The organism is uncultured Pontibacter sp., assembly GCF_947495565.1.
Classification (GTDB): Bacteria; Bacteroidota; Bacteroidia; order Cytophagales; family Hymenobacteraceae; genus Pontibacter.
This window is the reverse complement of the sequence record NZ_CANLZM010000004.1, coordinates 222863-249147: the sequence shown is the minus strand read 5'-3', so window position 1 is coordinate 249147 and position 26285 is coordinate 222863. Positions and strand designations below refer to the sequence as shown.

Here is a 26285-nt window from a genome sequence, read left to right as displayed (position 1 = left end):
TCGTAGCTAAACTATTGTTTCATAAACACCAATAACTATGGATTATCAGCCACAGCTAGTTGTCGTTAAGGTAGGTTCTAATGTGCTTACGCAGGAGGATGGCTCACCAGATAGGCAACGCATGGCTTCTCTTGTCAAACAAATCGATTTCCTGAAGAAACAGGGCATCCAGGTGGTGCTGGTTTCGTCTGGGGCGGTGGCCTTTGCAAGAAATAACATCAAATTTGAAGATAAAACAGAGTCTGTTGTACGGAAGCAGATACTGGCATCCGTGGGGCAGATCGACATTGTGCAGTCTTACAAAGAGCTGTTTCAGCGTGAGGGGCACCAGATTGCTCAGATTGTAGTAACGCCGCAGGATTTCCTGTCGCGCCGCCATTACCTTAATATAAAAGAATGCCTGCTGGGGCTGCTAAACCACGACATCATTCCTATCATCAACGAGAATGATGCCGTGGCCGTGACAGAGCTGATGTTTACTGACAATGATGAGCTGGCAAGTATGACCGCCGCCATGATTGATGCCGACACGCTCATCTTACTCACTAACGTAGATGGCATCTATAAAGGGCACCCCAGCGATCCAGACTCTAAACTGATAGAGCGTGTAGGGCGCAGAACAGCTGGCATGAGCCGTTATATCGCTTCCTCTAAGTCGACTTATGGCCGCGGAGGTATGGGCAGCAAAATGAAAATGGCGAAGAAGGCGGCCTATCTTGGCATACATGTCTACATCGCGAACGGTAACCGTGATAAAGTTTTGCTGGACTTTTATAACGGCCAGCTTAAAGCGACTTATTTCGAGCCGGAATCGTCTAAGCCCAATCCTAAAAAGTGGGTGGCGCACAGCGATAACTACACCAAAGGCGAGGTGATTGTGAATGAAGGAGCGAAAGAAGCGTTGCATGCAGAGGATGCCGCCAGCCTGCTGCCGGTTGGTATAGTGGGCATCAGCGGCAATTTCTCAAAAGGAGATATAGTTCGGATTAAAGATGAGAGCGGGGAGAAGCTGGGGCTTGGCAAAGCGGAGTATGGCTCCAAAAAAGCGACTATGACAATTGGCCTGAGCAACCAGAAACCGATCATCCATTACGATTACTTGTACTTATTTAAATATCATACCCTATAAAACTATGGAATTACAACAGGTTTTTAAGCGCGTAAAACAAGCAAGCAGAAAACTAAACTTAGTATCAGAAGATAACATAAAGCAGGTGCTGGAAACACTGGCGGATAAGGCCGTGTCAGCCACCGAAACCATACTTGCCGCAAACCAGCAGGACCTGGCCCGCATGGATACCAGCGACCCGAAGTATGACCGCCTGAAGCTAACCAAGGAGCGCATCGAGACGATTGCGGCTGATATCAGAAATGTGGCCAGCCTGCCTTCGCCACTGGGCAAAGTGCTCTCCGAGCGCACCCTCGATAATGGCCTGGAGCTTAAAAAAGTATCCGTGCCTTTAGGCGTGATCGGGATAATTTACGAGGCCCGCCCGAATGTAACCTTTGACGTGTTTACCCTGTGCCTGCGCTCCGGCAATGCGCTTTTACTGAAAGGCGGCAGCGATGCCAAAGATTCTAACGCGGCCATCGTGAAACTGATCCACGCGGTACTGGAGCAGCACGGCGTGGATAAGAACATTGTGCAGCTGCTACCCCCAGACCGCGAGGCAACACACGAGATGCTGCATGCCGTGGACTATGTGGATATTATCATTCCGCGTGGTAGCCAAGGGTTAATTAATTATGTACGCGAAAACTCCAAAGTGCCCGTCATCGAAACCGGAGCCGGTATTGTGCATACTTACTTTGATGAGTTCGCGGACCTAGCCAGCGGCAAAGACATAGTGGTGAACGCCAAAACGCGCCGCGTAAGTGTATGCAACGCTTTGGATTGCCTCGTGATCAATAATAAGCGCCTGAACGATCTGCCTGAGATTGGTGCCGGGCTGGTTGCGGAAGGCGTAGAGATTTTTGCGGACGCTCCGGCATTTACCGCCCTGAAAGAGACTTATCCCGCCGATAAGCTGCACCACGCCACCGAATCGCATTTCGGGACTGAGTTCCTTTCCCTGAAAATGTCGGTTAAAACGGTAGAAGATTTGGACGAAGCAATTGAGCACATCAACACCTATACTTCGCAGCACAGCGAAGCCATTATTTCAGATAATGAAGCACATGTTGACCACTTTCTGAAAGCCGTGGATGCCGCCGCTGTGTATGCCAACACATCTACTGCCTTTACCGATGGGGCGCAGTTTGGCTTGGGTGCCGAAATTGGCATCAGTACACAGAAACTGCACGCCCGCGGGCCGATGGGCCTGGATGAATTGACAAGCTATAAGTGGGTTGTGAAAGGAAAGGGCCAGGTAAGGGCTTAAGTATAATCGCCTCCGCAAGTATAAAAAGGCGCCTGCAGCATTAACCTGTAGGCGCCTTTTTTATACTTTAAAGCTTTCTTGGCGGTATGGAATAGGTGCCAACGGCATGTGCCACAGGCTCTGGCTCCCCTTCGGAGTAAATGCTTACTTCTCTCACTGCCAGCCTTTTCCCGAGTTTCAAAAGTTTACAAACTCCGATAATGTCGCGGGTGGCGGAAGGCTTGCGCAGGAAGTTAAGATTGAGGCTGGTAGTAACGGAAAGGGCTTCGAGGCCGATCTCGCCAAGTATGGCCACATACAGCGCCACATCGACCACTGCCATCATTACAGGCCCAGACACGGTGCCGCCCGGGCGAAGCTCCTCTGCGCCGATGGTGTGGCGCACAGTAGCCGATTACCTGCCCACTTGCTCCACGCTAACCTTGGTTTGCGGAAACTCTTTCTTCAGGAACGCGGAAATCTCATCTTTCAACTCCATACTTTAGGTATGTTATAGGATGCTTATGATACAAGCTGGTCAAACAGTTTATCCAGCGTATGTTGGGCGTTGGTTGGGCAAAGGCCGGGATGCACGGCAGATGTTTGTACCACCGTGCTGCGCGTTGCCGTGAGCCAACGGAACCGAGAGGCTAGTGGCAACGCCCCAATGGTGCCGCCTTCCTTTCGGCCGGCACAGATGCGCTCAAAAGCATGCAGGCGCTCCTGCAACTCATCCAAATCCAGGTTAACGGAGAAGGCGAGGAGGCGCTCTGGGTTAAGTTTATACTTGGTTTGCAGAAAACCCTGTGGCTGGCAATACAGGATAACGCCAACATTCATAAATTCTTCGCGCTCCACACAAGGCACCACGCGAATTACGGCGTACTCAAATAAGTGCTTGTCTGGCATGTTGTGCGGCTTTAATGAAAATATCTGAATGGGCGACCCGTGCTTCAAGGAAGTTGGAATAAACGGCCCGGTGTTCGCTCACCGACTCAAAAGGCGTGTCGGGCGTAGCCAGCCAGGCATCAGGAATAAGGGAAACGATGGCGCGGATGCGCCCCGGTGTAAGTATGGCTTTGAAGGCGGCATCCACGCTTTCCAGCTCGGTAGCCTGGGGCAGCAGCACGTGATCTTTTACCTGCGCAAAAGGGCGCATGGCCTGCTCTTCCCAGTTATAGCCGGCATGGTGAAAGTATAACGATGCGCCATGGTCTATCAGCCAAAGCTCTTTGTGCCACATCAGCATGTTAGTATTGCGCGGCGTGCGGTCTACATTGGTTATCAGGCAATCGAGCCATACTATTTGCGAGGCGAGCGTTGCACCCACGGTGGTTACCAGGGCATCGAAAGTTATGGCCCCAGAAAGATAATGCAGCGCCAGGTTCAGGCCTTCGCTGGCACGTAGTAAGTCCTGTATCTCTTCGTCGGGCTCGGTACGGCCAAAGGCCTCATCCAGGGTGGCAAATACCAGCTCCGGCACTCTGAAGCCAAGCACACGCGCCAGCTCCCCGGAAATCAGCTCGGCAATAAGGGCTTTTATACCCTGGCCGGCGCCCCGGAACTTTAGCACATACAAGAACTCATCGTCGGCCTCTACCAGGGCAGGCAGCGAGCCGCCTTCACGCAGCGGCGTTACGTAACGCGTTACGTCCACGGTTCTGAGCTCGGGTGGGTTATAGGTCATGTTTTGGTTGATTTATACTTTGGAAGATGCTTTTGAAACACCTTTTGCAGCCAATGGTTTTATACTTTTTTCTGCATGCACACGCTGTTCTCAACGCCGGCATACTGGCCATAGTTCTGAATTACGGTATAGCCGCACTTACGGTACAGCGCAATGGCCTCCGGTTGTTTTGTGCCTGTTTCCAAGATGCAGGAAGTGTAACCAAGCGCTGATGCCCACTGCTCCAGCTCGGCAAGTACCAAAGAGGCAATGCCTTGCCCGCGCTGCTGCTCCAGCACGAACATGCGTTTTACCTCGGCAGTGGTATCGTCATACGCTTTTATGGCGCCACAACCCACAGACTCGTCTTTCTGGTAAGCTACCACCACATGCTTTATTGTATCGAGCGTGTTGTATTGCGCATAAAATGCGTGGTCCTCGCCATCCCGAATCCGCAGGTCCTGGTCGAGCAATGCAACTAGCGGGCGAAAATCAGGGTCGTCTGAGTTTGTTCTGCGTAGTTTGATCATCAGAAAAAGTGCCTTTATACTTTGCAGGAGCAAGTATAAGCAAGATTTGCGTGCCAGAGTAGCTTTGGCTGTTTTATACTTTTACCTGCTTCCACCTGCCGCGCCGGAACAGCCATCCTGTAACAAGGGCATGAAACGAGTGGCAGAAAGCGATGGCGATGAAAACGCCGGTAGCCCCCAGGCCAAAATATATTGCCAGAAAGTATGCCAACGGAATCTCGAGGAGCCACAGCACCCCAATATTGATGAAGGCAGGCGTGCGGGTATCGCCGGCGCCGTTAAAGGCCTGCACCATCACCATGCCCAATCCAAAGAAAATATAGCCCAGCGTGATGATCTGCAAAGCTTGCGTGGCGATGTGTATGACCTCTTCATCGTTGGAGAAGAAATCGGAAACATACCTGCCAAACAGTATAAAGCTCAGCGTAACCACGGCCATAAAGATCATGTTATAGCGTGCCGTAAGCCATACGGCCAGCTCTGCCCGCTTCGCTTTTTGTGCGCCCAGGTTTTGCCCCACCAGCGTAGCCGCCGCCGAAGATAGTCCCCAGGCAGGCAATAGGGTAAAGATAATGACGCGAAACGCAATCGTATAACCTGCCAGTGTGTTGCTGCCAAACTCGGCAATCAGGCGGGTCAGAAATATCCAGCTGGCCGAGTCGATGAGGTATTGGCCCACGCCGCCCGCCGACAGCCGAAGGATGCGCCACATCACCATAACGCTGAGCACCAGATTTTCGCGCGATATCTTTAACAGATGCTTGCCATTAAACAGGTGGTACAGCTGATAAACTACGCCCAAGCTTCTGCCAATGGTGGTGGCCCAGGCGGCACCTGCCAACCCAAGACCCTCTATGTTTTCTAACCCAAAGATCAGGAGCGGGTCCAGGATGATGTTGGTGCCGTTGGCAATCCAGAGTGCGCGCATAGCCAGGTGCGGCTGCCCGGCTCCACGAAAAGCACCATTAACCAGGAAAAGCATAAGTATGGCTGCGTTGCCGGCAAAAATAATCTGTGTGTAGGTAACGCCCGTGCGCACAACCTCTGGCGTGGCGCCCATCAGGGTGAGCAAATCAGAGGCGAAATAAGTTGCTACGCCGCCCATCAGCAGGGCCAGCAGCAAACCGGTTACCATCAACTGAAACGTAATGCTTCCGGCCTCGGTGTAATTCTTCTCGCCCACACGCCGCGACACCATGGCCGTGGCCGCAATACTGATTCCCATGCCTACCGCGTAAACGATCATCAGCACAGATTCCGTCAGGCCAACAGTGGCCAGCGCGTTGGAGCCCAGCTTGCCCACAAAGAAAATATCCACGATGGCAAACAACGATTCCATTAGCATTTCCAGAATCATCGGGATAGCCAGCAGGATTATACTGCGCTTAATGCCCAGCGTAGTATAATCCTGCTCCTTGCCTTTAATGGCAAACCAGACCAGTTGCAGAAAGTTCCGGAAATTGTTCATGGCAGCTAGGAGAGGGGGGGAGGTTTGTAAGGAAGTATACTAGGTGTAAAAAACAAAAAGTAACAGCACAGGCCATTACTTTTTGCTACAATGTTATACTTGTAGAAGAGCGCTATGCACTTCCGGTCATGGTTATTTTTCGAGCTGAATTTTCAGGTTGTCTAAGCCAGTCTGTAAATCGTTGCCGATTTCTTCTTCCATATTCATGAAAATCAGCATCAGGTTCATCGGGTAATTCATGTGGCCGTTAAAGCCCCATTTAACTTTAGTTTCGTTGTCAGAAATGCTTTCGGTTACCATAGCGGCGGGTTCGGTGGCCTCAAACGGCTCGTAAAAGCGTAGCTCAAAATCAATTCTTTCGCCGTCTACAATGCTTTTAATCTCCTGCTCGCCTTTGCCTACTTCCTGATCATTGCTCTCCCAGGCCGATACAAAACCTACCGTGCCGTCGGTGCCGGTATAAGTTTTTTTCATGTTCGGGTCACGGGTTGCCCAGGTGCTGTAATTGTCCTGGTTTCTTAGGTATTTTAAGTAATCGAGCACCTCCTGCTTTGGCTTGTTGATCATGATTTCGCGCTCCACGGCGTAATCCTGATCCACGAAAAGGGCCACAAGCAAGGGCACAGCCACAAGTATGGCTATAACGGTAAGGGTGGTCTTTAAAACTTTCATCTGGCTTTCAGTTGATTTTCCGGGGCGTAAGTTATTAAAAATATGGAGCTTGCAAGCAAGTATGCAGGCAGACATAAGCCTGCACCGCAACTGACGTTTACACGTTTATGTTCAGATCTGGCCTGCACGTGCCGCAGCCGCATACTTTGACCTGCCAAATAAATTTTCCAGATATGCTGTCAGGCAGGGCAGAAGGCGGGTGTATGTTAGCTTACTGCAATCTTCAACACCACTTTGCGCACCACTTGGTCGGTTATCATGGCAGCGTGGGCATCGTCGGGATAGAAGATCGTGAAAGAACCTGCCGGTACATCGAACCAGTTCTGCGTTTTATCCGGGAAAAAAGCTGCGTCGCGTGCTTCATTGTACGGATCATTGGGTTGGCTGCACTCCGCCAGGTCTTTCCAGCCCATGTGGTCGGTGCCCGAGATCACGTACTGTATGTCGATGTACTTGCGGTGCACTTCCAGTTTGGCGTTTTCCTTAGCTATACCCTTGTCTTCAGAAATAATCGCGAAGAGATTTTTACCGTCTATTTCATGCACGCCGGTAGCAATGCTTGCCAGGTCGGTTTCCTGCAAATAAGAGAAAGCTTGCGCAAATAATGGGTGCATACAGGTATAACGTGCGGTATTACTGAGTTTATCGAGAACCATATTAAGTTGGAACATTAAAATTTAGAATGTTAGAAAGGAATGAAAACGCTGTAATTTTCTTTTGGCCTGAATCTTATATCTTATGTCTGCAGCAGCGAACAAAACAGGCCTGTATACTTGTTATAGATATTGCTAATTTTGCAGTAAATTAAAAGATAACAATTGATCTATCCAGAAAACTTTGAAATAAAAATTGGCTTTGCACAAGTGCGCGAGATGCTCTCAGAGCTTTGCCTGAGTCCGCTGGGCCGCCACTTTGTAAGCCGCATGCAATTCCTGAACCGCCACGACCTGCTGGAAAGGCTGTTGCAACAAACCGAAGAATTTAAACAACTGCTGGAGTCGGATGCCGAAATTCCGCTGCAGCACTACTATGACCCTACCGCTTACCTGGACCGGGCCGCCCTGGAAGGTACTTTCCTGGATGTGGTGCAGTTCTTCGAGATCAAGATGTCGCTGCGTACTATCCGCGATTCGCTGCGCTTTATCTCAGAATCCGAAGAAGGCAAGTATGAGGCCCTTAAGGCGCTGGGCGCTAAAGTAGCCGTGGAGCGCTCGCTGCTGGCCGCCTTGGATAAGGTAGTGGACGATGCCGGTGCCGTGCGCGATGATGCTACCCCGGAACTGCAGCGCCTCAAACGCGATCTGATATCGCAACAGGCAGCACTTCGTAAAACCATTTCCTCTATCCTTCGGCATGCTAAAAACGAAGGCTGGACGCCTTCTGACGTAGAGCCAACCATACGCGGCGGCCGCCTGGTTATACCTGTTATCGCGGAGCACAAGCGCCGTATTAAAGGTTTGATCCACGATGAGTCGAACACGGGGCAGACAGTTTACATTGAGCCGGAATCTATCTTCGAGCTCAACAACGATATTAAGGACCTGGAGAACGCTTACCACCGTGAGCTGATCCGGATTTTAGTTGGGCTGACCAATACCATGCGCTACCACATACCCGAGTTGCGCAAGGCGTACCAATACCTGGGCCTGCTCGATTTTATCCGGGCGAAGGCCGTGTTTGCGCGGCGCGTGGAGTCTACCAAACCTACGCTGCACAAGTATCCGCTAATTAACTGGAAGCAGGCGTTTCACCCGCTTTTATACTTGGCGCACAAGCAGGCGGGTAAGCCGGTGGTGCCTATGGACCTGGAACTTAACCGCGACCAGCGCATGCTCCTTATTTCGGGGCCAAACGCCGGTGGTAAATCCGTGAGCCTGAAAACGGTGGGGCTGGTGCAGTACATGCTGCAATGCGGGCTTTTGATTCCGGCTGCAGATAACTCGGAGGCAGGTGTTTTCCATGATATTTTTATTGATATCGGGGATGAACAATCCATCGAAAACGACCTGAGTACCTATAGCTCGCACCTGACCAACATGAAAAAGTTTGTGACGGTGGCCGATAAGCGCAGCTTGGTGCTGATAGATGAGTTTGGTACGGGTACAGAGCCTGTGCTTGGTGGCGCTATAGCCGAAGCCGTGCTGCAGAACCTGAATGAGAGTAACGTGTATGCTGTGATTACCACACACTATACCAACTTGAAAAACTATGCTGAGCGCACACCGGGCATAGTAAATGGTGCCATGCGTTACGATCATAAGCACCTGCAGCCGCTGTACCAGCTGGAAATAGGAAAGCCGGGTTCATCCTTCGCCATTGAAATTGCCCAGAAAATTGGTTTGCCCAAACACATCATCGACAGGGCTAGCAAGCTGGTAGGCAAGGACAAGATCCGTTACGACCGCCTGCTGGAAGAGCTGGAAACGGAGAAGCAGGAGCTGGAGAAGAAGGTGCATGAAGCCAGCAAACTGGAGCAGAAACTTGCTAAATCAGTGAAGGAGTACAGCGACTTGCGAAACTTCCTGGAGGAGAGCAAACAGGACGTAATGCGCGAAGCTAAAGGCAAAGCCAAACTACTCCTGAAAGATGCCAACCAGAAAATTGAGGCTACCATTCAGCAGATTAAGCAGAGCCAGGCCGAGAAAGAGAAAACAAAAGAAGCCCGTCGCGACTTGGAAACCTTTGCCCAGGAAGTGCGCAAAGACGAGCCGCGCCCAGCCCACAAGCGCATCTCCAACGGTAGCGTAAAGCCCGGCGATAACGTGGCGCTGATTGGCCAGGACTCTGTAGGGCAGGTGGTAAGTATAAAAGGCAAAACGGCGGAAGTTCTTTTTGGAGGCCTGAAAACTATCGTGAAAATAGATAACCTGGAGCGCATAGAAGGTCAGGTATCGCAGAAGCCGAAGAAGTCTAAGATGGAGAATGCTGGCGGCTTTAGCCGTGGGATGAACATGACCCAGCGCATGTCTGATTTCACGAGCACATTGGATATTCGGGGAGAGTATGCCGAGGACGCGCTGAACAAGGTGATGAACTTTACCGATGAGGCGCTCATGCTGGGCATCCCTGAGATTAAGATCATACATGGCCGCGGAAACGGTGTGCTGCGGCAGGTAGTCCGCGATTACCTGTACTCGGTGCGCGAAGTAGCCAGCGTAGGCAACGAAGCCGAAGAACGCGGCGGCGATGGCGCTACGCTGGCCGTGCTGAAGTAGGTATTATACTTTGAATTAAAAGCAAAAGGCCATCTTAATTTAACATGGCCTTCTGCTTTTAATTTGTAATGGGAGTTACTCAATTATATTGAAGATCCTGTTCCAGCGGATTTTGCTGAACATACTTCCTTCAGGGTTCGTTGACATCCAGATCATCACGGCTTTGCCTACAACATGATCTGCTGGCACATATCCCCAATAGCGCGAGTCCAAAGAATTATGACGGTTGTCGCCCATCATAAAATAATAATTCTGCTTAAATGTATACTGCTGTACCTGCTGGCCATCTATAAACAGTTTGCCATCGCGAATTTCAGCATTATCATTGTGCTCATACTCCAAAATTACGCGCTCGTAAAAAGGTAAAGACTCTGGATTAATTGCTACTGTGGCACCTTCCTGCGGGATGTAAATGGGGCCATAATTATCGCGGTTCCATTCTAGCTTGCTTGGCACATGCGGGAAAATGCCTGCCTCAGCCTCGTCAGGATGCTTATAAAGAACCACATCTTTAATAAAATCCAGTTTTCTGATCTCTTCAGCAAGTTCAGGAGAAGCATCCACAATATAACCATTCTCAAACATCTGAACACCGTCCAGGTTGATATTACGGTCTTGGAAGAATTTCTCGGAGAGCTGCATATTAGGCACCAAGATATACTTGTACTGCATCTCAGCAGGGTCTTTAATCGCCTGCCCGTTGATGAAAACCTGCATATCCTTTATTTGCAGCGAATCGCCAGGCATACCTATCGCACGTTTAATATAGTTGGTACGCAGGTCAGCTGGATGCTCTTCTTCCGGCGGATAATTAAATACCACCACATCATTTCGCTGTACTTCCGAAAAGCCCGGTAAGCGATAAGATTTCAACTGTAAGGCATCAGAGTAGGAGGGGATGTTGGTACCCCATATAGTCTGATGCGTTAACGGCACCTGCAGCGGCGTCATGGGGGTGCGTGGGCCGTAATGTAGCTTACTTACAAAAAGGAAATCCCCCACCAGCAGCGATTTCTCCATAGATGGCGTGGGGATGGTATAAGCCTCAAAAGTAGCCCACCGAATTAAGCTGGCTGCGACAACTGCAAAAAGTATGGCATCGCCCCACTCGCGGGCAAAGCTTTTCTTCTTTTTAGGTTCTTTCGTTTCGGGCTTCTTTTCCCAAAATTTTACTTTCATCTGCTAAGCTATGTTTACAGGTTCAGCATGTCCTTCATGCTGTAAACACCCTGACGGCCCTGCAGCCAGGCAGCAGCCATTACGGCGCCTTCGGCAAACCCGGTTCGGGAGTGGGCAATGTGGCCCAGTTCAATTTGGTCGACTTCGGAGCTGTAAGTAACTATATGAGTGCCCACAACATCGGGCTCTCTCTCCGAGGCGATGTTTAATTTAGTTTTTTCTTCCGGATTATCTGCAATCCATCCGTCTAAATCTTTATAGCTGGCAAGTATACCTTCTGCGGCAGTAATACCTGTGCCGCTAGGCTTATCCACTTTCTGCAAGTGATGTACCTCGCGTATGGCTACTTGATACGCTTTGTAGTCTTTCATTTTACTGGCGATGTACTCGTTAAAATGAAAGAAAAGGTTTACTCCCACACTAAAATTAGAGGCATAAAAGAAAGCTCCTTTATTTTCAGTGCATAAAGTTTTGGCTTCTTCAAACTGATCGAGCCAGCCAGTAGAACCGGATACGACAGGAATTCCGTTGGCAAGGCAGTAGCTGATGTTGCCGAAAGCTGATTCCGGATGCGTAAACTCAATCGCCACATCTGTATTAGCCGCTGAATAGTTTTGCAACTCCTCTGTGTTGCTGTGGTTAATTGTACCAACAATTTGATGGCCTTTAGCCAAGGCTATCTGCTCAATGGTTTTGCCCATTTTGCCGTAGCCAATCAAAAGAATTTTCATTTGGGGCGCGTGTATAAAGTCAGGGTTAGGCCGGGGGTAAGGGTACCAGGCTGAGAATGCATAGGCAGTAAATTAGGCCGTATGCGCAAGGCCAGGTCTTCGCCTACTTCAAAGTCTTTCAGGTGAGCGTGCACATACGCCTCTGCAATTTGCAACGTATAGGCAGCCACGGAAATTATAATGGTAAGGTCACGGTTGCGGCGCCAAAAGTCGCGTCTATACTTTAAATTACTAAGTGCGTTAGTGTTTTGAGTACCTAAGATCGGATGATCAGCAAATTGATCTACTGTTGTAGAATCATTGTCTCCACGTAAGCGAATAGCAGTGCGGTAATCTTGCCAGTTATTTTGATTGTCTATATAAAAATAGGCTAGAACGGCGCCTGTGGCATATATAATAGGTACTTTCCAATAAGCTTTATTGTAGACTTGCCCTGCTCCGGGAATAACAGCTGAGAAAAGGGCTGCTTTAGCTGGCTTGTCCCATGTGCTCAGGAAAAAACCCTGGCGTGCAGCAGTGTCCGCAGGTATGGGCACACGCACTGAATCCGGGCCGGCAGTAATAACCTGCCCCTGAGAGTATGTTGGGGCAAAGTATAAAACCATGCCCAGCAGCCATGCCACAGCGCCAACCTTCAAGCTCATTCGCTTTAGTAGTTTAGTATCTCCAGTATACGGTTAAGCTCATCTACTGATACGAAAGGAATTTTGATCTCTCCCTTACCATCATTGTTAGCTTTAACCTGTATTTTGGTGCCGAACTGGGATGTTAGCTTGCTCTCTACTGTTTTAAGCTCGGTATCATACTTGCCAAACAGCAGTTTTTGCTGCACATCAGGCTTCTTTTTAGCATTTTGCAGGTTGCGCACCAGTTCTTCCACCTTGCGTACTGAAAGCTCTTTGGCCACTACCTCTTTAAAAACGTCCAGTTGCTGCTCGATGGTATCAATGTTAATAAGAGCGCGAGCATGGCCCATACTTATCGCATTGTCGCGAAGCCCGATTTGGATATCCGGCGGAAGTTTAAGAAGGCGGAGGTAGTTTGTTACGGTTGTACGTTTTTTGCCTACACGGTCACCTAGCTCTTCCTGTTTCAGGCTGCATTCTGTAAGCAAACGCTGATAGGATAGGGCGATTTCAATGGCATTTAGGTTTTCGCGCTGAATGTTCTCAATAAGAGCCATCTCCAGCATCTGCTGGTCATCGGCTTTACGAATATAAGCAGGAATAACCGTCAGGCCAGCAATTTTAGAAGCCTGGTAACGTCGCTCGCCTGATATGAGCTGATAACTGTTCGGGCCAAGCTGCCTTACAGTGATAGGCTGAATAATGCCTTGTACTCTGATAGATTCTGCCAACTCTTCCAGCGCCGACTGATCAAAATGGGTACGGGGCTGGTAGGGGTTGGTCTGTATGTGGTCAATGGCTATATCTGCGATGGTATTAACGTCATTTAATGTGGAAGACTCAGTTTTTCCGGTGTACTTGTTGCCCTCCAAAAGAGAGCCTAGGCCTCGACCGAGGCCGCCTTTACGTTTAGCTGCAGAATTTTTGTTATCAGACATGTACTCGTATGGTTATTTCGCCAGCACTACGCTATTCTTCTCTGCTATCTCACGCGCCAGGTTCAGGTAACTTACCGCTCCTTTGCTCTCAGCATCGTGCAGCAGGGCCGGTATTCCAAAGCTAGGCGATTCGCTCAATTTTACGTTTCGGGGAATGATGGTATCAAACACCATCTGCTGAAAGTGCGTTTTCACCTCTTCCACCACTTGGTTACTCAGGCGCAGGCGCACATCATACATGGTCAGCAGTATGCCTTCAATGGCTAACTCTGGGTTTAACCGCGACTGTATAATCTTGATGGTATTCAGGAGCTTACCTAAACCCTCCAGGGCAAAATATTCGCATTGTACCGGTATTACTACCGAATCAGCCGCAGTCAGAGAGTTTACTGTGATTAAGCCTAAGGAAGGGGAGCAGTCGATGATGATATAATCATAATGCTGCTTCAGACCGACCAAGGCTTCACGCATCTTCTCCTCACGGTTGGGCATATTAATCATCTCCACTTCAGCACCAACCAAGTCGATGTGAGAGGGGATCAGGTCGAGAAACTCTATACTTGGCGATTGCAGCACAATCTCCTCTGCCTTCACATCCTCCACCATGCACTCATAAATGCTGCTGGTAATAGTGGCCGGGTCAAAACCTAAGCCTGATGTAGCGTTTGCCTGCGGATCGGCATCCACTAAAAGTGTCTTATATTCAAGGGCTGCCAGACTTGCTGCAAGGTTAATGGCTGTAGTTGTTTTACCTACGCCACCTTTCTGGTTGGCAACCGCTATAATTTTTCCCATGCTATAATTATAGTTCAATAGTTTGACCTATCTCCATCAAAATAAGTTCCTTATCTGCCATCTTCGCCACTTCCATCACTTCTTCCTTATCAATTTCGATATAAGGGAAGGTGTCATAATGCATCCCGATTACTTTCTCTACCTGCACAAAATCGGCGGCTATCATGGCGTCATGTATATCCATCGTAAAGTTATCGCCGATTGGCAGTAGTGCAAAATCAACATCAAACTGCTCTGGTATGAGTTTCATGTCGTAGGTGAGGGCAGTATCACCGGCAAAGTAGAATGTCTGGTTTTCAGTTTCTACCACAAAACCTGCGGCAGAACCACCATACGTCCCGTCTGGCAGTGAGTTAGAATGGATGGCATTCACCATTTTAACTGTACCAAAGGGCAATGTTACTTTGCCTCCCGTGTTCATGGGGTGCAGATTTTCTAAACCCTTGGCGCCATACCATTGCACAATCTCGAAAGTGGCGATTATAGTACTGTTGTTGTTTCTGGCAATCTGCTCTGTATCATGCACGTGGTCCTGGTGCCCGTGAGACAGCAAGATATAGTCAGCTTTGATATCGTCTACGTTAATGCTGGATGCTAAACCGTTAGGCGAAATAAAGGGATCGAACAAAACGTGGTTATCACCTATTTCAAATAAAAAGCAAGACTGGCCGTAGTACGTTATTTTCATAATCCTATATATTTTAGCTTGCCTGTGTTAGCGCAAGATAACTTATTCTTCCACAAAGATACATTATTTTAGCCATTTTAGCTGTGGTATTGTATAGCTAAAAAACTATTTTTATCCACATTTCAAGTGCTTTCACCATGATTTCATGATAGTATGGGAGGAGTTAAAAGAGCACCTAATCGTTGCAGTCAGAATGCTCTTGTGCTGCTGTAATTTATACTTCAGAAACGTCAGTTTTAAGCTTCAGATTGCACAGGTATGATTTTAAAGAAGCATAAAGTTTAAGCTAACTAAATTTCAGTATACAACAACTCAAAACTCGGTGCCGAATGGCTGAATTAACTTAAAGTACTTTGTAATAATAAAGCGCTAACTAAATTAATAGCTAGCGCTTTATAGTTTTTTTAAACTTAGAATTTTACTTTATATCTCTGTTTTTATTAGGATCTTGATGCTCATTGCGGGGATTCAGTTTGTCCACCTCTACATCTTGCTTGCGCACTTTCTCCTGAATTTTTTCAGTGTGCTCGGTCGTGTCCTTGTTAAGCCTTACCTCTTCCACAACACGTGCCTCCTTGTTAACCATAGGAATCTCGGCATGTTCTGTCATGGTCTTTTCACCATCTTTAAAGGTAGATAGGTCTTTTTCGCTAGCTGGGCGGTTAACCGGTCTGCGCTCCACATTCACGTGTTCCTCACGCAGTCGTAGATTTTCTTCTACCGGCCGCTCAATTATGCGGCTTCTAAGTTTAACCCCGCCTGTCTCAACCTCTCTTTTGCCTACCTGTAGGTTTTCTTCCACTACTGGGATTGATTCGCTGGAATTTGTCCAGTTACCTTTAGCAGATTGTGCTGTGCCCCTTTGCTGTGAAGCTCTCTCATTTACATCAATAGCGCCACATTTGTCAAGGGTTTGCGATACTTTCTTAGCCTCTTCTTCTGAGGAAGTATGGACGGTGACGATGGATCCATTTTGAGCCGCATGGGAATACTTGGCAGACTCATCGCGGTTATCTATCAGGGAATTAAAAAAATTACCTACACGGCTATCGTTGTCTCTGCTCTGTGGTTGCTGTTGCTGCGGCGCGGCGTTAGACTTATCGCGTGCGCCGTGAACGGCAACGTCTATTTTATTGCTAGGTATGCCACTTTTTTCTAGTTCCTGTGCTGCCATCTGAGCGTCAATACCATAGTCGAAAATACCAATTACTGTTTGTCGTTTCATAGTTTACTAGATTTTAAGAGTATAATAAAAAATTAAGCAAGCGTCCAATTAATTTAAACTTGCTTTTGATCATGTGGTGAGGTTTTAACCCTCTCAATATGAACCTCTTCCTTTTTGAGAGGTATACTTTGTTTTTGGTGAGTTTCCACCTGCTTTTTGGTAACATGCAGTTCTTCAACTAACACCAGGCGTTTCTGCACCACAACTTCTTCTTTTAAAACTGAAATAATCATTTTCTCACCTTCGTAGCGAACAGGAGGCGGCGGCTCATTAACATGTTTATTCATGGCCACACGTTCTACTTCAACTTCCTCGTACATAAACGGGATATCAACGTCTTTCAGCTCCTCGTGCACCTTTTTGGATATATGCACCTTTGACGTCTCGACTTCCTTTTTCCCGATTTTTACTTGTTCTTCCACTACAGGTATGGTCTCTTGTTCCTGTCGGGCAGAGGTAGCAGAAGGTGTTTCCGCTTCAGTTCCTGATGTGCTATTCAAGTAATGATCTTCAAATTCGGTTTTTAGTACTTTATCGTTTGATTTGTTTTTTTTCATAGTTTACAACCATATTAAAATATAGTTTTTTGGAGAGTGTGCTTTGCATAACTTCCTTTAATTCCTACGAAGGCTCCAAGCACATGTTGGGCTAATGGTAAAATCCGACCTTACAAGACAAAGTGTAATAGCATGATTTTTTAAGTCAGTAACCGGTAATTGCTAGTGAAGGGAGATATATGGTAAGAGAAAGGTTATGTTATTTAATTATAAAACTTTTTTGGGCGAGGCAGCTGCAGCCAGAGAACAGGAGCAGTGGTGACTGTTTTAGTCTAATAGATTTGGACGGATTACTTTAAAGCTGAAGAGCAATAATATGTAATCCTATACAAGTAGAATTTGATATTATTTAATCTTTAATAACTGCATAACGAGCTGCTCCAATTCTTTAATAAACTCCTGCAGCTGTTTCGGGCCTTCCTGCTGATGCTTAATGCGCCTTACTTCTTTATCCTGTTCATAGAAGGTTAAGTACGAAGAGGGTAAATCAGTGTAAGGCGATAGGTAGTTATCCTTAAGGGAAGTATAGTCTAAATCTTTAACTGTTATTTTAAGCGTTTGAAGCTGTTCCTTTGAGAGTTGGAGTGTAAGCGTGTCTTGCACAGGTGCGTATCTGAAACCTTCGTAGAACACGCTGCCATCTGTGTAGAATGTAGCATTGTAAGCCGGGCAAGTACCGTAGCATGGCGTCTTCTGAAACAGTAGCAGCTTCTGTGGCTGAACTTGAGCCTGAACTTGATTAATTTGGGATTTTACTTTGGTGCAGCTGCTTAAAAGTATAATGCTGAACCAAAGCAAAGTATAACTCCAATACTTTATCAATGTAGTTGCCATGCTTTATATGTACAGGTTTATGGTTGCTGCTCCAGTTGCTGGAACTTCATGTTTTCAAATTTATATGCGACAGGTTCGCAGTCTGCGCACGCGTTATAGTTGATGGCAGAGTCCGGTGGGTTAACTATAAATAAATGATTTTGGGCATTAAAGCTAGCGCCAGTACTACTCTGAATTTTGTCAAGCACTTTGCCTGTTTCTCTGTCTATCACAAAATGCTCCTGGCAGTTGGTGCCGCAGCCAATGCTAACCACAGTATACTTGCCAGCAAAGTTGACGCCTTGCTCCAGCCCCTGCTGAAGTACGGCGCGGTGGGTGTGGGCATCGGTATGGCTGCTCTCATCCAGAGGCGCCAGTTTACCCCGATATATATTGCCCACATTGTAATCACCGCTGTTCAAGTACTGCTCCGTAGAAATGCGGTAGCGGTCGTAGAGATCGCGATCGGTGCTATCGTTATAAGGAACTGTAAGTGAGTCTTTTGCTAGGTCTTCAGCAAGTTCTGGGTGCGTGCTGGCGAGGCCGTCTTCATTCTCATTTCCTTGCTGGCAACCAAGCAATGTTAGCGGCAGCAATAGCAAGTATGGCCATTTGGTTGTATTCATTCTGCTCTTCATATATAGCTTATATACGTGCTTTGCGGCATTAGAGCTCAACAAAAAAGCCTTCCCCAATTGGAGAAGGCTTTTTTGTTGAGCTTATCTAGGCTTATTTTTTAGCCTTGTTTCGTTTCTGCTGCTCGCGCTCCTGTGCCTGACGCATGGCTTCTTGCATACGCTCTGTAAAGGATGGGCCGCCTTTTTCTTTTTTCTCTTTTCTCTTGTGCTTGTTCTCTTCCAGCCTTGTTCTGATTTTAGTCTCGTCTACAAAGTAACGTATGGCTGCCTGCTGTCCGAATGTTACGATGTTAGACACAAAGTAGTAGAAGGACAGGCCGGCAGGGAAGGAGTTCAGTACAAACATGAAGATTACCGGCATCAGGTAGCTGTAAAACTTCATCGGCCCCTGCATCTGTGAGTTTATCTGGTTGTTAGACCAAGTATATAGTATGGTTGATGCGGTCATCAGCAAGGTAAACATACTTACGTGGCTGCCATAGAACGGAATAGTGAACGGGAGCCTGGCAAATACATCGTAGGTCGACAGGTCAGTCGCCCACAGGAAAGCCTCCTGGCGAAGCTCGATTGAGTTCGGGAAGAAGTTGAACATGGCAAACAGGATCGGAATCTGCAGCAGCATCGGAATACAGCCGCTCAGTGGGTTTACGCCCATTTCCTGGTACAGCTTCATGGTTTCCATCTGCGTTTTCTGCATGTCACCATCATTGCGCTCCTTTATGGCATCAATTTCAGGCTTCAACACCTTCATCTTCGCCATCGACAAGTATGATTTGTATGTCAGCGGGAAAAGGATTGTTTTGATGTAAAGCACCAGCAGCATGATGATGATGCCGTAGCTTCCGATATAATTCTCCAGAAAATCGAATGCCGGGATAATAACCCACTTGTTTACATAGGAAAATATTCCCCAGCCTAAATCAAGGTTTCTGTCAAAATCATTTCCGATGTGCTTGAGTATCTTGTAATCGTTCGGGCCGAAGTAGAACATGAACTCGCCGCCATTGCCGCTAACCACATCCTTGGTAGGTATAAATATCTCAGATGCCAGCGTTTTAACCACTGTTGTGTCAGTTGGGTCAACGGTTGCAGTCATGCGGGCACCAGAGAATTGGTTGCCCGCAATAATGCCTGCCGTAAAGAAGTTCTGCTTGTTGGCTACCCACTTCAGCGGTTCTTCCACGGTCATGGTTTCTTTATCTTCAGATATCGACAGGTTGTCATATCCGTCTTCTACCGTAGCGAAGTTGATCGTGGATTTTGCACGGTTCTGCGTCAGGTCGCTTTCCAGCTGCTTCAGTCTGTCACTCCAGGTAAAGGTCAAGTTGTTGCCTGCTACCTGTTGCTCCAGCCCTTCAAATGCCAGTTTGTAACCCAGCATGAAGTTTTCATTATAAAGCGTATATACCTGATCTATAAACTGGCCATTGCCCAGGTTAGCGCGGAAAGAGATTGTTTTGCCTGATTTATCTTCAGCAGTTACATTTTTAACCTCTGAAGCCGTAAAATACAGATCTGAAAGCTGTACCTGCTTTCCATCATTTGTAGTGAAGGCAACATCCGTATTGCTGCTCTCGCTGTCGAAAAGGATGAGCGGCTCGCCTTCGTACGTCTTGTAGTTCTTAAGCAGCACTTCCTCTACTTGTCCACCCTTTGTGTTAAAGATAACGCGGATGTTTTCGTTCTCCAGAGTAGTTGTGCTGGCCTGGCCGTTTGCGGCTGCACCAAAAGCACCAAGAGAGGCGACTCTGTGGGCTTGTGCCAATGAGTCTTCCTGGGTAGGCGCGGTGGTGGTTTGCAGTTGCTCTATTTTGGCTGTTTCCTGCATTGCCTGTTGCTCAGGCTGCTCCGGGCTCGTGAAAAAGAACGAGTATGCCAGCAGCAGCACGGCAATTAGTCCAAAGCCAATCGCTTGATTTCTATCCATTTACTTTTATTGAATTGTGTGTATTGCGCTTATTTAGATTTTGTATGGTTGATGGCCGCTTTCACAAACTTTGAGAAGAGTGGGTGAGGGTTAAGCACAGTGCTCTTCAACTCAGGGTGATATTGTGCTGCCACAAACCATGGATGGTTCTGCAGTTCGATAATCTCCACCAAACCAGTGTCTGGGTTTATACCTGTGGCTTGCATACCGGCCTCGTCAAAAGCCTGTAAGTACTTGTTATTAAACTCATAACGGTGGCGGTGACGCTCAGAAATTTTTGATTTCCCGTATATTGAATAAGCCTTAGATCCTTTTTTTAGTTCACAAGTATAAGCACCCAGACGCATAGTTCCGCCCATTTGCTTAATTTGTTTCTGATCCTCCATCATGTCAATCACCGGATGTGGTGTGTTCGGATCCATCTCGGTAGAGGCAGCTCCTTCAAGGCCAAGTACATTGCGGGCAAACTCTACAGCGGCGCATTGCATGCCCAGGCAGATGCCCATAAACGGAATATTGTTTTCGCGTACAAAACGAATCGCCTCCAGTTTTCCTTTAAAGCCGCGTTCGCCAAAGCCAGGGGCCACCAGCACGCCATCCATCTGCTGCAGCAAGCCAGCTACATTATCATCAGAGATATTCTCAGACTGGAACCACTTGATGTTAACCTTGCACTCGTTTGCAGATCCTGCATGCACAAACGACTCTATAATAGACTTATACGCATCTGGAAGCTCGACATACTTACCAACCAGGGCAATGTTTACCTCAGATGTTGGGTTTTTCAATCGGCCCAAAAACTCTTTCCAGGTGTCCAGGTTTGGTTCAGCTCTGTGCGGCAGCTTCAGTTTTGAGATTACACGCTCGTCCAGTTTCTCTTTGCGCATGAGCAACGGCACATCGTAAATAGTTTCCGCATCAATTGACTCAATAACAGAATTTTGCTTTACGTTACAGAAAAGAGCGATTTTCTTGCGAAGATCAGTAGGAATTGGATGCTCTGAGCGGCAAACCAGAATATCAGGCTGCACACCAGCTTCTGAAAGGTCCCGAACAGAGTGCTGCGTAGGCTTAGTTTTAAGCTCTCCTGCGGCTTTCAGGTAAGGTACAAGCGTCAGGTGAATCACGCAGGACTCGTTGACACCAAGCTCCCAACGAAGTTGACGTACTGCCTCAATAAATGGCAAAGACTCAATGTCACCCACACAGCCGCCAATCTCAGTAATTACGATGTCAAACTCTCCGCTTTGGCCTAAGAGCAACATGCGGCGCTTTATCTCATCTGTGATATGCGGCACAACCTGCACCGTTTTTCCTAAATAGGCTCCATCACGCTCTTGCGTGATTACGTGGTGGTAAATGCGCCCGGTGGTAACGTTGTTTGCCTGCGATGTAGGCACATTCAGGAAGCGCTCATAATGGCCAAGGTCCAGGTCGGTTTCAGCACCGTCTTCCGTTACATAGCATTCGCCATGCTCGTATGGGTTCAGCGTGCCTGGATCTATATTAATATAGGGATCGAATTTCTGGATTGTAACAGAGAAACCTCTTGCCTGAAGAAGTTTGGCAAGAGAAGCGGAAATTATGCCTTTTCCGAGAGAGGAGGTAACACCGCCAGTAACAAAAATATATTTCGTAGCCATAAGTTTGGGTTAAGTCTTATGGGCTGCAAAGATACGTTTATAATTTTATAATCCTGACATTTCCGGAACAGAATAGGCGCCGTCATAGGTATATCTTTCTTAATATTCAAGTATGATTTAGGTGAATTAACAGCTGATAGACGCTAAGCCTGCTGTTAAGCTTTACCAAACTACCGCCAATCTGGCACATCCTGCTATTTTGGCTTTTTGTTTGCTTTTGCCGTAGCTTTACCATGGATATGCGCCACTTTCAGGAGTGGCTGCTGCCGAAATATTTTAAATAAAGTATAAGCAGAATGACTAAAATAAGATCAACTACCGTGTGCGGTATTTTCCATAACGGAGAGGTGGCGCTGGGTGCCGACGGACAGGCTACCATGGATAAGCATATTGCCAAAAGCAACGTGAAGAAAATTCGCAAATTGCTGGATGGAAAAATCGTAACCGGTTTTGCAGGCTCCACCGCCGATGCTTTTACCTTGCTGGAGCGCTTTGAAGAAAAGCTGAATGCCTACCAGAGCAACATGAAACGTGCAGCCATAGAGCTGGCCAAAGACTGGCGTAAAGACCAGTACCTGCGCAAACTGGAAGCCATGATGGTAGTTGCCAATAAAGAAGAACTGCTGATTATTTCCGGAACGGGCGATGTGCTGGAGCCGGACAACCAGATTGCAGCCATTGGTTCTGGAAGTATGTATGCACATGCTGCCGCTTTAGCCCTTAAGAAGCATGCGCCGCATTTGTCTGCAGAGGAAATGGTGAGAGAGGCGCTGACCATTGCAGCTGACATCTGTATCTACACCAACCATAATCTTATCATCGAGAAGCCTTCCGTTTAAGCATTGTTTTAATTCGTGGCTTTAAGAATTTTATAGCTGGTTTATTCTATTGCAGCTGCGTAGCTACAGCAGAAACAAACTTTATACTTGCTAACTTCGAATAACGGTAAACGAAATACGAATAATTCTTAACTTGCCATCGCCTTAGCAGATTCCGGTTTGCATGGCTTTATACTATGAACTATGAACGTATCAGAATTCTTAAAGAAACATTACAAACATTTTAACGCGGCATCGCTGATAGATGCTGCTGAAGGGTATAAAACGCACCTGAACAACGGCGGCAAAATGCTGGTGACTTTGGCAGGTGCCATGTCTACCGCTGAGCTGGGGATTATACTTGCTGAGATGATCCGCCAGGATAAAGTGCATGCCATTTCTTGTACTGGCGCAAACCTGGAGGAGGATATATTTAACCTGGTAGCGCATGACTTTTACGAGCGTGTGCCGCATTACCGTGAACTTTCTGCTGCCGATGAAGAGGAGCTGCTTAGCCGCCACCTGAACCGTGTTACAGATACATGTATTCCGGAGGAGGAGGCCATGCGCCGTTTGGAGCACACAGTTCTTAAGTATTGGGAGAGAGCCGACAAAGAAGGTAAATCATACTTCCCGCACGAGTTTTTCTACCAGATACTTTTGAGCGGCGATTTGGAGCAGTACTACCAGATTGACCCGAAAAACAGCTGGATGTTGGAAGCTGCTAAAAAGAACCTTCCGATTATCTGCCCAGGCTGGGAAGACTCTACGTTGGGTAATATTTACGCTGGCCACGTTATCAGCGGCGATATTAAAAACGTGCACACGGTTAAAACCGGTATACAGTACATGATGGAGCTGGCAGAGTGGTATACACAAACTGCTAAAGAGGAGTCTACGATCGGCTTCTTCCAGATTGGCGGTGGTATAGCTGGCGACTTCCCGATTTGTGTGGTTCCGATGTTGCACCAGGATTTGCAGCGCGACGGCGTTCCGCTTTGGGGCTATTTCGCACAGATCTCTGACTCTACCACCAGCTACGGTTCTTACTCCGGTGCAGTGCCAAACGAAAAAATTACCTGGGGTAAATTAGGTAAGGACACGCCAAAGTATATGATTGAGTCGGATGCTACTATTGTGGCGCCGCTTATTTTTGCTTTGGTGCTGGATATGTAATCAGAAGATTGATCTTTATATAAACAGCAAAGCCAGGCATACACCTGGCTTTGCTGTTTATATACTTCTTTATCATTGTTGTTATTAAGCTGGCACCATAGATTTTTCTTCTCGGTCCCAGTGGCGGTGTTTCTTTATCGCATCTAGAAACATAGCAGCAAACTCATCTGCATCTGCATCGTTACCGGCTGTAATAATGCCTTTGTGGCTTTTCACCTCGCCTGAATCTTTGCCAGCAAAGTCAACTCCCATCACAAATGCCCTTTCCAGCAGGGCAATGCCGTGGCCGGATGTAGCAATGGTTTTGCAGTGCTTAAATGCCTCACTTATGAAATGTAACGCATCACCTTCTTTCATCAGGGCTGCTATACTTTGCTCGCCATCCGGAATGTAAACGGCATCATACATAATGGAGCCGGTGGTAACATGGTTTTTATCAATCTTAACCTTTTCTCCGTTACTTGCTTTACGCATACCCAATAGCTTTGACACAATTTTTACATGTGCGCCGGCATCCATAAGCGCCTGCCGTACCTGCGTCAGTTCATTACAGTCAAAGCCATCTTCAACAAGTATGGCAACCTTTCTGGATTTAACCGTCTCAACTTTGTTGCGCTCCATACTTACAGCCGGAGATTCCTTTACGGATTTGCCTTGCTGCATCTTTTTGCTCCCTTCGTTGTTCTCGTAATTGCCGGTAGATTTTTGGTCAAAGTTTTTCGGCACTTCCACACCTATACCTTCCGCAACACGCTTGGCAAGGTCCATCGAAATTTTTGAGAAGTGGCCAACCATCCTTTCCTGAATCTCCTTTGTTTCTACTTTTCCGAGCTCGAAGTGGGCTGCATTTACAATATGCTGCTTCTCCACATCTGTCATAGAATTCCAGAAGAGCGTGGCTTGGCTATAGTGGTCATTAAAACTTTGGCTTCTAGCTCTTATTTTGTGTCCCTCTACTTTCTCCATGTAATGCACAAATGCACCCTGGTTTTCCGGAGCCATCATAGGGCAGCCACCACCTAATGAATTTGGCCAGTAATTTACTTTGCCTTTACCTATAGTTTGACGCATAAAGCCTGCACCTTGATGATTGTTTACAGGAACCACTGGACGGTTGATAGGTAATTCAGCAAAGTTGGCGCTGCTGAACCTGTTAATCTGCGTGTCAATGTAGGAGAATAGGCGGCCCTGAAGCAGTGGGTCATTGGTTACATCGATACCGGGAACCAGATTGCCAGGGTGAAAGGCTACTTGCTCTGTCTCTGCGTAGAAGTTATCCGGGTTACGGGTAAGGGTCATAAGGCCTACCGGCTTCAATGGCACAAGCTCCTCAGGTATAATCTTAGTCGCATCAAGCAAATCAAAATCATACTTAAACTCGTCTTCCTCCGGTACAATCTGTACGCTTAGTTCAAACTCAGGGTAATCTCCCATTTCGATCGCCTCCCAAAGGTCCCGACGCAGCCAGTCCGGATCTTTTCCTGCCAGTTTCTGCGCCTCGTCCCACACCAGAGAATGAGCGCCTAGCTTTGGTCTCCAGTGGAACTTGACGAAAGAACCTTTGCCCGCTTCATTTATCAAACGGAACGTATGTACGCCAAACCCTTCCATCATTCTGAAGCTACGCGGTATGGCCCTGTCTGAAAGCACCCACATAATCATATGGTTGATTTCTGGCATAAGCGAGGCAAAATCCCAGAAAGTATCGTGCGCGGCTGATGCTTGCGGCATCTCATTATCAGGCATCGGCTTTATGGCATGCACCAGGTCAGCAAACTTGTTAGCATCCTGAATAAAGAAAACAGGCATGTTATTGCCAACTAAATCATAGTTGCCTTCTTCAGTATAAAACTTTGTGGCAAAGCCTCTTACGTCCCGTACGCTGTCTGCAGAGCCTCTAGAGCCTACCACAGTAGAGAAGCGTACAAAGACCGGTGTTTTTGTGCCGGGGCTTGTCAGGAATTTAGCTTTAGTGAATTCTTTTAGCGAGTCATCGTATGGCTGAAAATACCCATGTGCGCCTGAGCCTCTGGCATGCACCACACGTTCCGGCATAGACTCATGGTCGAAATGAGTCATCTTTTCCCGAAAATGGAAATCCTCCATAAGTGTAGGGCCGCGCGAACCAGCTTTTAAGGAGTCGTCGGTATGGTTAATTCGAACTCCCTGGTCAGTTGTCATGTACTTGCCGGTGTTGTCTTGCCGGAAGCTGTCTAACTGTCTGTCCTTGCTGTTTTCATCCACCTTGTTTTGGGGCATATTGCCTTGCCCGTCTTTGTTTTCATTTTCCTTCATGTTCGAAGCTTGTTTAAAGAATGGTTCCTGATTTTATGGAATTCGGCTCCTGTGGTGCCACTGCAGTAAATCTGTATGAGTCGGAAATCTGCTGCAGTAAAAGCTATCAGAGCCGGCTTATCAGAAACTACGATAGGGTTTTGATCTGCGTTGGAAAATTTTGTTTCAGCTTTAATTTAAAGCTGAAACAAAGCAGAAAATGAAAGGGAAGAAAGAATGATTTGTCCAGCCTATGAATATCGATATTAAACTAAATATTGATATTGAGCTCGATAAGATTATACTAGGTGAAGGAGAGGAGAAAACTCTTAAAAGTATAAATTGA

The 26285-nt window shown here is 47.3% G+C and carries 25 protein-coding genes; 5 read left to right on the top strand and 20 right to left on the bottom strand.

Features of this window, described 5'->3' with window-relative positions; translation table 11 throughout:
- Positions 1-37 precede the first annotated feature (37 nt).
- Complete coding sequence (gene proB / locus Q1B04_RS07450) at positions 38-1129, top strand: glutamate 5-kinase (RefSeq protein ID WP_299757512.1); 1092 nt, start codon at positions 38-40, stop codon at positions 1127-1129.
- A gap of 4 nt (positions 1130-1133) precedes the next feature.
- Positions 1134-2381: a glutamate-5-semialdehyde dehydrogenase gene (locus tag Q1B04_RS07445; protein ID WP_299757509.1), complete on the top strand. Its 1248-nt coding sequence runs from the start codon at positions 1134-1136 to the stop codon at positions 2379-2381.
- 67 nt (positions 2382-2448) lie between these two features.
- On the opposite strand, the gene Q1B04_RS07440 is transcribed toward Q1B04_RS07445, so the two are convergent.
- The 7 genes from Q1B04_RS07440 to Q1B04_RS07410 form a co-directional block, all read right to left on the bottom strand.
- Positions 2449-2766 (bottom strand): PaaI family thioesterase, encoded by a 318-nt coding sequence (locus tag Q1B04_RS07440; RefSeq protein ID WP_299757507.1) that lies wholly within the window; start codon positions 2764-2766, stop codon positions 2449-2451.
- A 116-nt stretch (positions 2767-2882) separates the two neighbouring features.
- Positions 2883-3269: a DUF3037 domain-containing protein gene (locus Q1B04_RS07435; RefSeq protein WP_299757505.1), complete on the bottom strand. Its 387-nt coding sequence runs from the start codon at positions 3267-3269 to the stop codon at positions 2883-2885.
- Positions 3247-4047: a HipA family kinase gene (locus tag Q1B04_RS07430; RefSeq protein ID WP_299757503.1), complete on the bottom strand. Its 801-nt coding sequence runs from the start codon at positions 4045-4047 to the stop codon at positions 3247-3249. The genes Q1B04_RS07435 and Q1B04_RS07430 overlap by 23 nt, the downstream gene beginning before the upstream one ends.
- A 59-nt stretch (positions 4048-4106) precedes the next feature.
- Positions 4107-4556 (bottom strand): GNAT family N-acetyltransferase, encoded by a 450-nt coding sequence (locus Q1B04_RS07425; protein WP_299757501.1) that lies wholly within the window; start codon positions 4554-4556, stop codon positions 4107-4109.
- A 73-nt stretch (positions 4557-4629) separates the two neighbouring features.
- A complete protein-coding gene (locus Q1B04_RS07420; RefSeq protein ID WP_299757499.1) occupies positions 4630-6024 on the bottom strand; it encodes an MATE family efflux transporter in 1395 nt (464 codons plus the stop codon).
- A gap of 132 nt (positions 6025-6156) precedes the next feature.
- Complete coding sequence (locus tag Q1B04_RS07415; protein WP_299757496.1) at positions 6157-6696, bottom strand: SRPBCC family protein; 540 nt, start codon at positions 6694-6696, stop codon at positions 6157-6159.
- Between the two features lie 206 nt (positions 6697-6902).
- A complete protein-coding gene (locus tag Q1B04_RS07410; RefSeq protein WP_299757493.1) occupies positions 6903-7352 on the bottom strand; it encodes a YhcH/YjgK/YiaL family protein in 450 nt (149 codons plus the stop codon).
- A 162-nt stretch (positions 7353-7514) separates the two neighbouring features.
- Between Q1B04_RS07410 and Q1B04_RS07405 the strand changes: the two genes are divergently transcribed.
- The gene (locus tag Q1B04_RS07405; RefSeq protein ID WP_299757491.1) at positions 7515-9911 is read left to right on the top strand and encodes a Smr/MutS family protein; all 2397 of its coding nucleotides are present in this window, start codon (positions 7515-7517) and stop codon (positions 9909-9911) included.
- 75 nt (positions 9912-9986) lie between these two features.
- Here the strand turns inward: Q1B04_RS07405 and lepB are convergent, their stop codons facing one another.
- The 12 genes from lepB to Q1B04_RS07345 all read right to left on the bottom strand — a co-directional run bounded on the left by lepB (position 9987) and on the right by Q1B04_RS07345 (position 21671).
- Complete coding sequence (gene lepB / locus Q1B04_RS07400; protein WP_299757489.1) at positions 9987-11090, bottom strand: signal peptidase I; 1104 nt, start codon at positions 11088-11090, stop codon at positions 9987-9989.
- A 14-nt stretch (positions 11091-11104) separates the two neighbouring features.
- Complete coding sequence (gene dapB / locus Q1B04_RS07395; RefSeq protein ID WP_299757486.1) at positions 11105-11821, bottom strand: 4-hydroxy-tetrahydrodipicolinate reductase; 717 nt, start codon at positions 11819-11821, stop codon at positions 11105-11107.
- Positions 11818-12465: a DUF5683 domain-containing protein gene (locus tag Q1B04_RS07390; RefSeq protein ID WP_299757484.1), complete on the bottom strand. Its 648-nt coding sequence runs from the start codon at positions 12463-12465 to the stop codon at positions 11818-11820. The genes dapB and Q1B04_RS07390 overlap by 4 nt, the downstream gene beginning before the upstream one ends.
- A gap of 5 nt (positions 12466-12470) precedes the next feature.
- Positions 12471-13385 carry a ParB/RepB/Spo0J family partition protein gene (locus Q1B04_RS07385; RefSeq protein ID WP_299757482.1) on the bottom strand — a complete coding sequence of 305 codons (915 nt, stop codon included), beginning with the start codon at positions 13383-13385 and terminating at the stop codon, positions 12471-12473.
- 12 nt (positions 13386-13397) lie between these two features.
- Positions 13398-14180: an AAA family ATPase gene (locus Q1B04_RS07380; RefSeq protein ID WP_299757479.1), complete on the bottom strand. Its 783-nt coding sequence runs from the start codon at positions 14178-14180 to the stop codon at positions 13398-13400.
- 7 nt (positions 14181-14187) lie between these two features.
- A complete protein-coding gene (locus Q1B04_RS07375) occupies positions 14188-14868 on the bottom strand; it encodes a metal-dependent hydrolase (RefSeq protein WP_299757476.1) in 681 nt (226 codons plus the stop codon).
- Between the two features lie 418 nt (positions 14869-15286).
- Entirely contained in the window at positions 15287-16093 is an 807-nt protein-coding gene (locus Q1B04_RS07370) for a YsnF/AvaK domain-containing protein (RefSeq protein WP_299757474.1), read from the bottom strand.
- Between the two features lie 53 nt (positions 16094-16146).
- Entirely contained in the window at positions 16147-16650 is a 504-nt protein-coding gene (locus Q1B04_RS07365; RefSeq protein ID WP_299757471.1) for a YsnF/AvaK domain-containing protein, read from the bottom strand.
- A 345-nt stretch (positions 16651-16995) separates the two neighbouring features.
- Positions 16996-17484, bottom strand: coding sequence for a DUF6438 domain-containing protein (locus tag Q1B04_RS07360; RefSeq protein ID WP_299757470.1), 489 nt, complete (start codon positions 17482-17484; stop codon positions 16996-16998).
- Between the two features lie 17 nt (positions 17485-17501).
- On the bottom strand, positions 17502-18089 hold the full coding sequence (locus Q1B04_RS07355; protein WP_299757468.1) for a hypothetical protein: 588 nt from the start codon (positions 18087-18089) through the stop codon (positions 17502-17504).
- Positions 18090-18192: 103 nt separating this feature from the next.
- Entirely contained in the window at positions 18193-20028 is a 1836-nt protein-coding gene (yidC, locus tag Q1B04_RS07350) for a membrane protein insertase YidC (protein WP_299757465.1), read from the bottom strand.
- A 29-nt stretch (positions 20029-20057) separates the two neighbouring features.
- Complete coding sequence (locus Q1B04_RS07345; protein ID WP_299757462.1) at positions 20058-21671, bottom strand: CTP synthase; 1614 nt, start codon at positions 21669-21671, stop codon at positions 20058-20060.
- A 296-nt stretch (positions 21672-21967) separates the two neighbouring features.
- Here Q1B04_RS07345 and hslV point away from each other — a divergent pair, with 296 nt between their 5' ends.
- Together hslV and Q1B04_RS07335 are read left to right on the top strand one after the other, a co-directional pair.
- Positions 21968-22510 (top strand): ATP-dependent protease subunit HslV, encoded by a 543-nt coding sequence (gene hslV, locus Q1B04_RS07340; protein ID WP_299757460.1) that lies wholly within the window; start codon positions 21968-21970, stop codon positions 22508-22510.
- A 183-nt stretch (positions 22511-22693) separates the two neighbouring features.
- Positions 22694-23665, top strand: coding sequence for a deoxyhypusine synthase family protein (locus tag Q1B04_RS07335; protein WP_299757458.1), 972 nt, complete (start codon positions 22694-22696; stop codon positions 23663-23665).
- Positions 23666-23749: 84 nt separating this feature from the next.
- Here the strand turns inward: Q1B04_RS07335 and Q1B04_RS07330 are convergent, their stop codons facing one another.
- Entirely contained in the window at positions 23750-25960 is a 2211-nt protein-coding gene (locus Q1B04_RS07330) for a catalase (RefSeq protein WP_299757456.1), read from the bottom strand.
- Positions 25961-26285: the final 325 nt, after the last annotated feature.